8 protein-coding genes are annotated in these 13,554 nt (G+C 58.9%); 1 reads left to right on the top strand and 7 read right to left on the bottom strand.

Annotation, left to right across the window (positions count from 1 at the left end):
- The first annotated feature begins 17 nt into the window (after nt 1-17).
- Complete coding sequence (locus ACVMB0_RS21210; RefSeq protein WP_461347553.1) at nt 18-689, top strand: class I SAM-dependent methyltransferase; 672 nt, start codon at nt 18-20, stop codon at nt 687-689.
- Between the two features lie 32 nt (nt 690-721).
- On the opposite strand, the gene ACVMB0_RS21205 is transcribed toward ACVMB0_RS21210, so the two are convergent.
- The 7 genes from ACVMB0_RS21205 to ACVMB0_RS21175 form a co-directional block, all read right to left on the bottom strand.
- Nucleotides 722-1,483 (bottom strand): class I SAM-dependent methyltransferase, encoded by a 762-nt coding sequence (locus ACVMB0_RS21205; protein ID WP_456755743.1) that lies wholly within the window; start codon nt 1,481-1,483, stop codon nt 722-724.
- A 37-nt stretch (nt 1,484-1,520) separates the two neighbouring features.
- Nucleotides 1,521-5,051, bottom strand: coding sequence for a rhamnan synthesis F family protein (locus ACVMB0_RS21200; protein ID WP_456755744.1), 3,531 nt, complete (start codon nt 5,049-5,051; stop codon nt 1,521-1,523).
- A gap of 111 nt (nt 5,052-5,162) precedes the next feature.
- Complete coding sequence (locus ACVMB0_RS21195; protein ID WP_461347552.1) at nt 5,163-7,223, bottom strand: SEL1-like repeat protein; 2,061 nt, start codon at nt 7,221-7,223, stop codon at nt 5,163-5,165.
- The gene (locus tag ACVMB0_RS21190) at nt 7,220-8,566 is read right to left on the bottom strand and encodes an HlyD family type I secretion periplasmic adaptor subunit (protein ID WP_456755746.1); all 1,347 of its coding nucleotides are present in this window, start codon (nt 8,564-8,566) and stop codon (nt 7,220-7,222) included. The genes ACVMB0_RS21195 and ACVMB0_RS21190 overlap by 4 nt, the downstream gene beginning before the upstream one ends.
- Nucleotides 8,556-10,790 carry a peptidase domain-containing ABC transporter gene (locus ACVMB0_RS21185; RefSeq protein ID WP_456755747.1) on the bottom strand — a complete coding sequence of 745 codons (2,235 nt, stop codon included), beginning with the start codon at nt 10,788-10,790 and terminating at the stop codon, nt 8,556-8,558. Before ACVMB0_RS21185 ends, ACVMB0_RS21190 begins: the two co-directional genes overlap by 11 nt.
- A gap of 195 nt (nt 10,791-10,985) precedes the next feature.
- A complete protein-coding gene (locus tag ACVMB0_RS21180; protein WP_456756582.1) occupies nt 10,986-11,600 on the bottom strand; it encodes a class I SAM-dependent methyltransferase in 615 nt (204 codons plus the stop codon).
- Between the two features lie 483 nt (nt 11,601-12,083).
- Nucleotides 12,084-13,355, bottom strand: coding sequence for a calcium-binding protein (locus ACVMB0_RS21175; RefSeq protein ID WP_456755748.1), 1,272 nt, complete (start codon nt 13,353-13,355; stop codon nt 12,084-12,086).
- Nucleotides 13,356-13,554: the final 199 nt, after the last annotated feature.

Raw genomic sequence — 13,554 nt, 5'->3', positions numbered from 1 at the left:
CCAATCGGCAACCAACGTTGGCTGAGCTGTTTTCCGAGCGCCCGCGGCCCGACCTCGACAAGTGGGAACACTATATCGCCAAGTACTCCGAACTCTTTCTCCAGCTTCCTCGAACGGTGAAGTTGCTCGAGATCGGCGTGTACCACGGCGGATCTCTTCGCCTCTGGAGTGAGTACTTTTCGCCGGATAGCGTCATCGTAGGAGTCGATAAGAATCCGGAGTGCAAGAAACATGAAGGCGGCAACATCCATGTCGTGATCGGCGACCAGGGCGATCAGGCTTTCCTCTCCGATCTATCGGCACAATTTGGCGGCTTCGACATCGTCATCGATGACGGAAGTCACCTGGTCTCCGACCAAATCGCTTCATTCGAGTCGCTGATACGATCGACAAGACACGCCTACATCATCGAGGATACCCACGCAGCATACTGGCAACCGCCTCCAAGCAAGGCCGCGTTGTCGAACTTTCTCGTCGATAAACTGGATACCTTGCATGAATGGTTTATCGCTGCCGGAACATCCGAGCTGTTCGACAACGCCGACTGGATCAATCAAAACAAGGCGAACGTATCCGAGATGCGGCACCGTCTGACCTCAATCGAGGTCCTCGATAGCCTGCTGATTTTTCGCTTGGGTAACAATCCACCTCCGAAAAGATTGCGTACAAAGATCGCAGGCCGCAGTTGATCCTTCCCCTGGTCGCCGGGTCGTCCGGGCCTTTACGCTTTCATGAGGAAGATCGAGTCTTGAAAGCTCAACGCGCCCTTTCTCCCTGCCCACGTGCCGTAAAACACGGCCGCGGTGTAGAGACCCAATTCGGCCAGCGTCGCTTTCAACCAGACTTCGTCGAATGAAATAGCGTGCAATGGATCCTCAGTGTTGAAATATGAACAGTGATCGTTCAGCACGTGCTTCATTGGATACGACGACTTATCGATCGATTCCAGGTGTCGACTTTCGCCGTTCGAAAGGAAGAACGTCGCGTATATCACGCTCTTCTCGTCCATGATCGCTACGATTTCCTTGAGATAAGCAATAATGTCCGCCTCATACATATGAGTGAAGACACTGAGGACAAAGATCGCGTCGGGCGACGCGTATCGCCTATCTATTCTGAAGTCTTCTGTCCTCAGCTTTCCCGACGCATTGTAGCGATCGTTCAGCACATCGAAGTGATGAAATTGGTAGCTCGGCAGAACCGGAGAGAAATTGGATTGCAACCAGCTAATCTGAGGCGACAACACGTCTACGCCGCAGTAGTTGCCGCGATATCCTTTTGCCGCCAATGCGTAGGCTATCCGGCCGAAGCCGCACCCGATATCGACAATCGGCCGTCCACGAAGCTGCAAAACTCGATTGCCCAAGGCAAGCAGACCCGCCCCATTCTTGGGAAAGCTCTCCCAAGTTTCATTCATAAACAGCAAGTCCTTCGGTGGAAGAGGAAGTTCCTTGCCGTCCAGTTCCGTCACGGGGTTATTCATACGCTCAGCTCCACTGCAATTAGACGACATCCCGGCGTCAAGCCACGGTACCCTTAGTTCGACTGTCTCTAGACTGAATAATCTGCCGGCCCCTGCTGTCGAACAGCTTGGCAGCCAGAAGACGGACCTCGTTCAAAACCTGATTGTCCTCCATGAATTTCACGGCAGATTTCACGCGCCCTCTCGAATGCTTCTTAAAGAGCGCCTCGGCGCCCGCCTCCATATACTTGGTTCGTTCCGCATCCGAGTAACTCTTGGACTTTGCATGAAAGACGTAGGTATTCGTGGCCACGGCCAGTTCGAAGCCGGCGTCGGCGGCGCGAAAACAAAAGTCATTCTCCTCGCCATATCCGAACGGAAACGCACTCTCATCGAATTCGCCGATTGCATCCAGCACGGTTCGCCGAACACACAGACAGAACCCGTGAACCAAAGGCGTCAGCGGATATATTCCATTCCAGTTGGCCTCTAGATATTGATCCAAATCTTCCACAGTCATGTCTACGGGTAAAGGATTGATGGCCGTTTGCCCGACTGTTCCCTTGGTGCTGGGAACCGACTGAAAGCTTGCAGCATTCGAGAGAGGACCCACTATTCCGCGCGCATCGGAGCTGAAGAGAGCGGCTCGCAGTTTCTTAATGCCCGCAGGTGGCACAATCGTGTCGCTGTTAAGTAGAAAGACCGCATCCGCTTTCGACTGCCGGAGCCCTGCATTGACCGCTTTAGTGTAACCCCCACGCACGGTGAGCGGCACGATCTGATGCTCCAGCCAGGAGTACTCAAAGCGTTCGATGGCGGATTTGGTGGGCTTGTCGGATACGTCGTCGACCAAGATCAACCTGAAGTTCCGATCCTCCTGGTCAACTAGCGACCGGAGGCACTGCAAGACGTCATCTAACGCGTTGTGGACGCACACCACAACGTCCACCGTAGGCTCACGCGAACTGGCGCTCGGGCGCTTTGCGGATTTCTTTCGCTTTGCGCCCCTCCGATCCGATGCCGTCCCTTCCGCGAACGATACGCTTGCTGGCCGATACCACGGCTGATCCGACAGAGGACGACCGGGCCACTTGTTCATGCCGTGTTCGAACAGGCAGAAATCGGGAGCATCCCTCAGCGAAATGCGATCGGCGAATACGGGCTTCCAGCGAACCCCGCTCTTATAGATCGCATAATTGATGCTGATCTGATCTCGGCGGCTGTAGCGGTTCAATTCGTTCCACCAAACCCTGAACATCTCCCGGACTTCTTTTCGCTGAGCGAGGAAACAAAAGAAATTTGTTTCGATCAGCTGGCTCGAAGCCAATTCGGGAATGGTGACATACCGTCGGATCTGCTCGTTTATCAGTTCGGCTTCGTCCAGCTTCATCTCTTTGCATACCGAAGCTTCCTCAAAGCAGGTTTCCCGGAACGGATGAGCGATTGCCGCCAACGAAATGTCGCCTCCCAACATCTTCAAATAGGGTTGGACAGATTTCCGAATAAGAACATTTGCGTCGAGCCAAATGACGTTCTCGTACTCGCCGACATAATTAATCAAATGAGTCTTGACATAACGCGCGCTCCGCCGCGGATCAGGGTCGCGATAGTCCGCCTGTACAATGTCAAATACACCGTACCCGTCTATTTGTCGGTCGCTGAAGCAGTAGTAGTCACAATCTTCCTCCAGAACCTCGGGAAGAAGCAAAGTGTCGAAATCTCCGAAAACAGCCGTGCAAACGGCGGTCCGCGCGAGCCCTCTATTTTTCCGGCTGGCCCGGTATCTGAGAATATCGTCGGTTCGATCTCGCTCGAGAGGCTTGTAGAGCCTCTTGGGATGATAGTAGCTCGTGAGATTGTGAGCGACGTCGATCGAGAAGCAGCTCACCTGATAGCCGAGAGTCAACGGAACGATACCCAGAAGCCTTTCAAGCGCATGAGCGAATGTTCCGTCTACCTGTCCCTCCTCAGGAGCAAACTCATCGAGCGTGAGCTTTGCGTTTAGGATCGGCGCAATCGCAGCCGGCCGCGCCCAGAAAAATGAGCCGGCTGGATAGTCCGGGCACACATCTCCTTCGTACTCTACCCCGATACGCTCGAGCGCTTCGTCGACGACGCCGCGGTTTTTACCCCAGTTTGGCTGGCTGCGGAGCGCTCCGTGGTATGGCGGCTGCAGTAACCCTAGACCCGGCCGGGTCTCGAACTGATTCAGGATCGACCGCACGGTTTCTTCCGACCCCAGGATGTGGTGACAAAGAAAGCGCCGCCAGTCGCTATGCGCGAAATTGTGCGTCGAGCGTTTTGAGTGCAGATGGCAAAACAGGTCGTACTTGGCTATCTCATCGACTATGTCCACGAACAGCGGCGCCATATCCCGGCCGCGATTTTCGCAATTCCAAACGTCGATCAGGTCGACATTCGGCAGCCGCCTTCGGAAGCGCGCTTCAATCTCGAGCAGATCGCTCACCGATTTGGGGGTAGATATGTAGAGATCGAAATCGATCGGAATGTTGGCGAGATAGCCGGCTAATTCTTCGGATAGTTCGGGATAGAACAAGTGCAGGTGGACTGCGATCTTGGGAGATCCGACAACTTTTGCATCGTGCGAGAACACCTGCTCGATTGGACCGTACTCAGGCACGCCAACCCGAAACAGCTTGGTTTGCCGGCCACGCAGCTCCGGTTTCGGAGCCCGTCCCTCCTTTTGTCCGAATAGAGCGAAATGGACTAGAGGATTCGCTTTGGAAGCCTTTACGTCCATATTTGCATCAATGTAGCCCTTGGTATCGAAGTCGGGCGAGGGATCGCGACCTTCGAGATACCCTATGTCGAAGTAATGCTTGAGCGGCCCGCCTGGATAGCCCGCCGCATCTGCGTACGTTTTTAAGTACCAGTCCGAATGCAGGAATGGATTGGGATCCCGATCGTGCAGGTGCAAGAGAAAGTCAGCCAGAGGCGTTTGGCCTTCCTTGAACGGACCATACTTGCTTGAATACCAAGCATGGGAGAACAAGGGGTTGGGAGACTGGTCCTTCAGCGAACCCACAAACACGTAGTGCAAGAGAGGGTTCCAGCCGAAGGCCTCCAGGTCGGAGTTGGCCAGCTTGTAAAATTTCAAATCGAAAATCGGATTTGGAGTTCGATTCTCTCGATACCCCTTGCCGTTGAAGTGAGCGAGAGGGTCGATTCCTGCACTCGCAACGTCCATATTTTTCGAAACATACCATTCAGGCGAGAAAAGGCCTGACTCCCTTACGAACGACGCCAACTTCGCCGGCGGAAAGTTCAGCTTGCCGCTCTTCACGAATTCTGCGGTTTCTCTGTTCTCGTTGATGCCCCTCAGCAAGAAGTGAGAAAAGGGGTTCATCCCGGCTTTTTTGATATCGGGGTATTTTGACAGGTACCATTTGGGAGAGAAATAGAAGCTTGGCTGAAGATGGGCAGCCCAGCCGACATCCCGAAAATGCTGCTGCGGAGTTTGATCTGGAGCCAAGGTGATAGAATTGAACCTAACGTACCACGCTGGATCGAAATACGGCGTCGCTTCGAACAGGTTTTCGATCTCTGCAAACGAGGTGTATTTAGACATTCTGATCATTCCGATTACTGACTAACTCGAAGATTGCTTCGCATGACAAATGCGATGCAAGAATCGAACCTCACAAGCCGTGCAGAAATTCCCTGCGAATGCCGAACGACTTCATGAAGGATCTGAGCCTCCGTCGCGCTGCGATCGGTGGCCGATCGCAGTCAGTCTCTGCCGCGCCACCTCATCGCCTCGCGCCGCGGCCTTCTCGTACCAAACCATCGCTGCCTCGACGTTCTGCGTCACGCCGTTTCCGGAATGGAGTGTGTCCCCAACCGCAACCTGTGCCGCCGTCATTCCCTGTTCGGCGGCCTGCTCGAACCATTCGAATGCCTTCCGCTGATCCTGCTTGCAGCCCTGCCCTTTCCCCAGCATCACGGCTAGGTTGTATTGCGCCGTCGCGTGGCCCTGGCGCGCTGCGGCCTCGTACCACGTCACGCCCCGGGCAAGGTCCTGCTCGACGCCCTGCCCGGTGCAATACATAACGGCAAGCTTGAACTGCGCCGCGGCGTTGCCGCCCTCGGCGGCCTTGACGATCCAGTTCGCCGCAGCCTGCGGATCCTTGAGGTCGCTCTTGGGATCGGAATACAGCAGCGCCAGCGTGTGCTGGGCCTCGACATGGCCGGCGCTTGCCGCACGCTTGAACCATTGCGCCGCGGCCGCAAGATCGACGGCGCCGCCGGACCTTCCCATATGCAGCCCGCCGAGTTGGAATGCCGCCGCGGGATGACCGACTTCGGCAGCGTCGGTCAAGAGCGTGCGTGCTTGCGCAAGACGCGCTTCGGATGGCTCTTGCTGGATCAGAAACACGGCATAGGCCGTCTTGGCATCGGCATCACCGGCATTGGCGGCCTTGCTCAGCCATTCCGCTGCGCGCACCTGGTCGCGCGGCACGCCGTTGCCCGCCGCGTAGAGCCGGCCGAGTTGCACACCCGCGGCGCTGATGCCGCCTTCGGACGCACGCTCGAACCACTTGATCGCGGTCGCGACATCGCGCGTCACGCCGTTGCCGTTGAGATAGAACACCGCAATGTTGTGGGCCGCCGTGGCGTGGCCGCTCTCGGCCGCGCGTTCGAACCATTTCGCCGCCTGGCGGATGCTGGGCGGGACGCCGGTGCCGGTGGCATAGAAGCGCCCGGTCAAGAATTGCGCCTGCGCGTCGCCGCGGTCGGCCGCCTTCTCGTACCAATACGCCGCCTCGCGCAGATCCGGTTCGGCTGAGGTGCCAAGCGCGTAGAACTCGGCCAATGCCTGGATCGCCGGCAGATAGTCTTTCCGCGCCGCCTTGCGCAACGCGGTCTCGGCCTTGTCGATATCCTTGGCAACGCCTTTGCCGGCGAGCCGCAACAGCGCGATGTTGTAGAGCGCGATCGTATCGTCATGGGCAGCAGCGCTCTGGAACAGTCGTGCAGCTTCGTCGGCATTCTCCGGAAGCCCGGTGCCCTTGAGGCACATGAACGCGAGCGCAACCTGCGCGCGGACATGTCCCTGCTCCGCGGCCTTGTGATACCAGATCGCCGCCTGCGCGAAATCAACGGGAACGCCGCGGCCCTGATAGTACACATCGCCGAGCGCGAATTCGCCGGACGCCGCCTTCTGCTCGGCCGCGGCCTCGTACCAGCGCAACGCGGTTGCGTGATCCTTCGTGCAGCCCCATCCGTTGGCGTACATGTCGCCGAGGATCGCCTGGGCCTCCGCCTTGCCGGCTTCCGCCGCCACCGACATCCAGAGGAAAGCGGCATCGATATCCTTGGGCACGCCGATTCCGTTCGGGAAGACCAGATCGTGCAGGTTGGTCGCCTTGTCACCCAAACGCGCCGCAGTGGACTGCCGCCACATCTCGGGCCTGTTCGGCCCGACCGTGGCCTTGACCCCATTGAGGTAGATCAGGCCAAGCTGAAATTGCGCTTCGGTATGTCCGTTCAGCGCGGCGCGTTCATACCACGCGACGGCGTCCGGAAGATTGCCGATAACACCCTCATTCCTCGCGTAGAGCAGCCCGATCCGGTAATCCGCTTCCGGATTGCCGGCTCGCGACGCGAGCCGCCAAAGGCGCAGCGCCTCGAGATATTGCCGGGCCTCATACGCCGCCAGCCCCCGTTCAAACTGCTTTGAGTCTGAACGGGACGAACCGGGCCGGAGCAAGTCGAGCAGGGATCGCGCCGACACCGTCATGGCTCGCGCATTGCCTCCTTTGCACTGCGCAGCATGCCGCCGAGCAGATACATCGCCACCGAGCGGGTGCCGACATTGACATCGCCCTGCAGCGTCATGCCGGGGATAAGGCGGAAGTTCGCCGGAACGTCCTTGAAGTTGGTCGCGTCGACCGAGCACCGCGCCTTGTAGTAGGCGTCGACGGGCTTGCCGTCATCATCGGTCGTGAAGGCGCCTTCGCTGATCCAGCGAACCTTGCCTTCCGCCGTGCCGTGCTCCGCCGCGTTAAAGGCATCGATCTTCATGGTGCAGGGGTCGTTCGGCCGCACGAAGCCGACATCGCGCGACAGGATCTGAATCTCGGCCTCGAGCCGCGTCTTGAGCGGCATCAGCGTAATGAAGGGATCGCCCGGCTTCAGCACCGATCCGACCGAGAGCTTGCCGAGGGTCAGAACGACCGACGGCTCGGCAGCGGTCCAGCGCACCAGGTCCTGATGCTTGATGGCCTTGTCATAGGATGCGCGGGCGGTATCCAGGCTGTTGCGCGTCGTGACCAGATCCTGGCTCAGCTGCGCGTTCCATTGCTCGATGAAGGCTCTGCGATCCGCTTTCAGCGAATCCAGCTGGTGTTGCGCCTCCAGCAGGCTGTTGTGCGTGTTGTCGATCTGGCGCAGCAACTCCAGGCGCGTGTCCTGCGACAGATACAGGTTCAGCTTGGACCCGCTGCCGCTTTCGGCAAGCGTCGAGCGCATGTCCTCGATCTTGCCGGCGATCTCGGCACGCTGAGCATATCGCTCGTCGTCCTTCTTCGCCTTCTGGATCGTCGCTTCGGTCTGACTGATCTTGGAATCGTAGCTGGTCACCTGCGCGTTGTACTGGGCAACACGCTGATCGTAGAGCGCCTTTTGCAAGGCGTTATACCTCGTAACTTCCGGATCCGTGGACTGGGCGAAGGACAACGGCTTGCCGGACAATTCAGCCTCGTCACGGGCGACCTGTGCGTCCAGGCTCGCAATCTGCGACTTGTACTGCGCCACATCGGCGGCGGTGAAGGTCGAGTCCAAGGTCGCGAGCAATTGTCCCGTCTCAACCTGCTGACCGTCCCGGACATCGATCGTCTTGATGATCGACGCGTCCAGGGCCTGCAGCACGTTGATCTGATCGACGGGAACGATCCTGCCGCTCGAGCTCGAGATCACCCGATCGACGCGCGTGAAGCACATGATCGCCACAACGGATAGCAGGAGCCCCGCCAGGAGGAACAGCGTCGCGCGCGCCAGCAACGGCTCGGCGGCTTCGCGGATGGCGTCGGTTTCGGACTGGAACTGGCGAACGGTCGCGAGCGACGCTTGATTACGAGACAAGGGTCGGGCTCCTGAAGTTCTTTTCGTTGCGGCCCGCCGGAACCAGGTGCGTATTCTGCTGGTACCAGAGCGAGCTATAGATGTCGTTTCGTTCCAGAAGCTCGTCGTGGCGGCCGATATCGTTAACTACGCCGCGATTGAGCACGAGGATCGCATCGGCCTTGGTCAGCGACGACAGGCGGTGCGAGATGATGATCAACGTGCGCCCTTGTGCAATCCGCGAAATGTTCGCGTTCACAATCGTCTCGCTCTCGGCATCGAGCGCGCTGGTCGCTTCGTCCAGGATCAGGATCGGCGGATTGACGATCAGTGCTCTTGCGATCGCAAGGCGCTGACGCTGGCCGCCGGAGAGATTGGTGGATCCCTCGTAGATATAGGTCTCATAGCCGCGCGGCAGCTTGTCGATGAATTCCTCGGCGCCGGCAAGGCGCGCCGCCCTGACAACGTCGTCGAAGGTCGCATCGGGCTTTGCCGCCGCGATATTCTCGCGGATCGTGCCGCTGAACAGGAAGTTCTCCTGCAACACGACGCCGATATTGCGCCGGAGATGGTCGACATCGTATTCGCGAACATCGACACCGTCGACCTTGATCAACCCGCCGTAGTCCGAGTGCAAGCGCTGCAACAACCGCGTGATCGTGGTCTTCCCCGAGCCACTCTTGCCCATCACGCCGAGCGTCGTACCGCGCGGAATCTCGAAGGAGACGTTGTTCAGCGCCGGCGACACCGCCCCCTTGTACTGGAAGGTGACGCCGGAGAATTCGACCAGGCCCTTCAGCGGAACCCTCACGCCATGTCCGGAACGTCCCTCCTCGGGCGGCTGATTGACCAGCCTGCCGACGATCGTGACCGCCGAGCGTGCCTCGTCATACTGGTTGATGAGCTGGGCCATCTGCATCAGCGGGCCGGCGACCCGCTGCGACAGCATCAGAAAGGCAAACAACGCCCCGACGTAGACCGGGTCGCCGCTGCTCAGGGCAAGGTAGACGCCGAACGCATAGGTACCGCTCACCGCCAACCGTTCCAACGGACGCACCAGCGTCTGGATGGCGGTTCCGGTCATGCCTTCCGCAAGACGCGCCTTGGCGACGCGCGCCACAAGCACATCCCACATGTGACGCTGTCGCGTATCGAGCGCCAGCGACTTGATCGTCCGCATGCCGTTCAGGCTCTGGATCAGAAATGCGCCCTGGGCGCCTTCAGCCGCTATAGTTGCCGCGGACTTCTTCCGATAGGTCGGCAGCATCAGGATAAGCCAGGCGACGATCAGGCCGACAAAGGCGAGAACCATCAGCGTCATGATCGGGCTGAAGAAGAACATGACGGGCAGAAAGAAAAACAGCGTCGTCGAATCGAGAATGGTTCCGAACAACTGCCCGGTCAGAAAGCCGCGAATCCGGAACACCTCGCGGATATCCCGCGAAATCAGGCCGACAGGGTTCTGTTCGAAATAGTCGATCGGAAGGTTGAGCACCTTTTCGAACACGTAGGTCGACAGTTTGACGTCAAGCCGTGCCGTCAGGCGCTGAACCAGATACTGGCGCAGGAACGAGAATGCCGCCTCGAACAGGATGATCACCAGCATCCCGATGCACAGCACGTAGAACGTGTTGTAGGCCTTGTAGAAGATCACCTTGTCCGAGAGCAGTCGCCAGAACGTGATCGGCGCCAGGCCCATGAAACCAAGGATCAGCGCAGCGATCGATACGTCGCGCAGGATGCGCCGTTCCCGGAACAGCAACGCGGTGACAAAGCCGAAGCTGAACGGCTGGGTCTCGTCCGAAATTTCGTAGTCGCGCTTGGCCATGACGACGTCGCCCGACCAGATGTCCTCAAAGCGCGGTTGATCGATGATCAGCAGCGCGTCCTCACTCGCGTTCGGATCCTGCAAGACCACCCGGGAGCTGTTTTCATCGCCCTCGAGGCGCAGCAATACCATGTGGCTGCCGTCGCGCAGCCGAACAATCGCCGGCAGCGCCCGCTTGAGGTGGCTCAGCCCCTGCCAATCCAGCGTGACGGCCTTGGCCGTCATGCCCGAGGAATTCGCACACTTCAGAAGCTCGGGCAGCGTGACTTCCTGGTCGCCCAGCAGATTGTCGTGGATCAGCTGGGTCGGCGTCAGGTGCAAACCGTGCTGCCGTGCCACGATGACGAGGCAGGCGAGACCCGAGGGTGGCAGCGCCTCCACCGAAGGTGCGCCGACGAGCGAGAGGTGTTTGGTCATGGAGGCCTCGGAGTTTCGACTGCGCATGATCACGGGGATCGGGCGAGTTATAACTTATCATTGTTAGTTCGCTAACGCAGCATTTTCAGCGCACCGGTCAAAAAAGATATTTGAGCGGCAGGCCCGAAAGCCGGTTTCGAACATTGCCGTGGAAGGTTAATCGCGGAACTTTATAACATTTAGCAACATCTGCGATTACGGGACGGCGGTCACCGTCTCCCGGAAGTCGAAACCGCAGGCCTCGAGCTGCGGCCGGATCCGCTCCTCCCGGGCCTGCGGCATCAGCGCCAGCGCGCAAATCTCGAAATTCCCGCTGCGGACGGAAACGGTCGGAAAGCCGGCGCTGAGCAGCAGGTTTCCCATCCGGTCGCACGAAAAGCCGGTTTTGTGCGCCATGTGGTGGCGCCCCTGCTCGATGGCGCCGGAGTGTCCGTAGATCATATCCAGCGGCCGGATCGGACCGGCCGGCGAGACATAGGCGATCGCGCCGAGGCCCCGGGTCAGCATGTGCTGAGCCACCGCCTCCAGGTCGGGCGACATGATCAGCGCGAAGCCGTCCGGTTTGAGGACTTCACGAAACTGGACAAATGTCGGGTGAACCTCATGGGCATAGAGATGCTCCATGACATGCGAGCACCAGATCGCATCGAACGAGGCCAGCGGGAACAAGAGGGAGAGGTCGGTGATCGACCCGACGACATCCGGGCTCACCTCGCCGTCGATGTCCAATCGAATCTCCTCCCACTCATGCGATGTCAGGAGCGGCTGGATCCGCTTGTTGACCGTCGATCCAGCGCCGGCATTCAGCATTTTCTTCTTGGCCAATTCGAGAGCTCCGCGGGGTTCGCGTGACGTCAATCGAGCACGCCTTTACAAAAGCTACGTGGTCCGAATGTGACGAACTAACTTCTAACATCCGCTGGCGGAAATGCCAGGCGGGGAACTTGTGATGGAGGGGAGCAGATTCGACGCGGATCGGTCGACAAAGTTCCGATCTTAACATTCGTATGCAGGAAATCGCCGCCTCAACTGGTGTCGAGACGGCGCTTCGCCTGATGCAAATCCGGGATCGATCCTCACAGCCTGGTGACCGTCGTTGAAGATCAGGTATTCAACGTTGCTGACCTGGGGCGCTTGATCGATCGTGGAGCTGATCGCGGCCTGGAGCTGCGTCTGGTTCAGGCTCTGCGTCACCGTCGATATAGCTCCTGCCAATCGCAAAAGCGCCGCCTCAACCAGAGTTGAGACGGCGCCTTTGCTTAGTTCAGGTTCGCTTGGTTCAGACTTGGGATATTACAGCTTGGTCGAGTGACCATCGTTGAAGATCAGGTATTCGATGTTGCTGATCTGGGTCACCTGGCCATTGCTGAAGTTGACGTCCAGAGAACCATCCTTGCCGGCAGTGATACCGGTCACGTCGGTCGAGGAATGATCGAGGAAGGTCAGGGAGTCCTTGCTGCCTGCGCCACCGTCGATGGTGTCGCTGCTGTGGAGGTTGGACAGGTAGAAGTAGTCCTGACCAGCGCCGCCGACCATCGACGCCGTACCGGTCGCGGAGCCGACGAACGAGTCGTTGCCGGCGCCACCAATGAGCGTCTGGGTACCCGACCCGGCGACGAGCGTGTCGTTGCCGGCGCCGCCGTACAGGGTGTCGTTGCCGGCACCGCCGTACAGCGAGTCGTTGCCGCCGCCGCCGTAGAGCGAGGTCGCGTGCGAGGCGTCGCTGCCCGAGTAGATGATGTCGTTGCCGGCACCACCGTATTCCGCAACGGTGCCGGTGCCGCCAACCAGCAGGTCGTTGCCGGCGCCGCCATACAGCGTATCGGCACCCGCACCGCCATACAGCGAATCGTTGCCTGCACCGCCCTCGAGGGTCGAGCCGTGCGACGCATCCGAGTTCGAGTAGAGCGCGTCGTTGCCGGCGCCACCGATGAGCTGATTGTTGCCCGAACCGCCGACCAGGACGTCATTGCCCTTGCCGCCCTCGAGGGTCGACGAGGTGCCGCCGTAAAGCGTATCGTTGCCGGAGCCACCGATCAGGGTGTCGGCGCCGGTGCCGACCAGCAGATCGTTGCCCGAGCCGCCGTCCAGCGTGCTGTGACCGGAGAGGTTGTCGACAATCACGTCGTTGCCGCGGCCGCCGACGAGCGAGTCGTGACCCGAACCGCCGAAGATCGTGTCGTTGCCGTTGCCGGCAAGAACCGTCGTGTCACCGGTGTTGTTGATGTAGATCTGATCGTTGCCGTTACCGGTCGCGACCAGCACCGGGGTGCTGCCGTTCACTGTCAGCGTGACGTCCTGGTTGGTCGCCTCGATGATCGCCTTCAGGTTGGCGTCGGTGTTAACAGTGTTATTTGCGTTGGTTTCGATGAGAACGTTGGCGTTCGGATCCGGGTTGCTGATGCCGGCCCCTTCCTGCACCGGAATCGTCGCGCCATTGTCCGGGCTGGTGTACCCGATCCCAGCATTGATCAGATAGTCAAGAATCTGTTGCTGGGTTGCATGATCGATTGTGCCGTGGATCGCTGCTTTGAGGTCCGTTTGGTCTAGATTGTAAGTCGCCATCGAGGTAGCCCCTGCTTGGGATACGAGGATTCAAGCCGCTCGCCCGCACTTAAGCCGTTGATTCACAACCGGTTTGTTGCGACGCAACCCAAAAGTGGACACACGTTACGAACTTGTTAAGTCCATTGTTAAGTCCGCAATTACGCAGTGTCAATCAGCAATGTGCTATTAACGTCTGGTTCCCTGAGACTTATGTGAG

The sequence above is a fragment of the Bradyrhizobium sp. USDA 4451 genome, from assembly GCF_054822585.1.
Note: the sequence above shows the minus strand (reverse complement) of the source record. Positions and strands in the feature narration are given on the sequence as shown.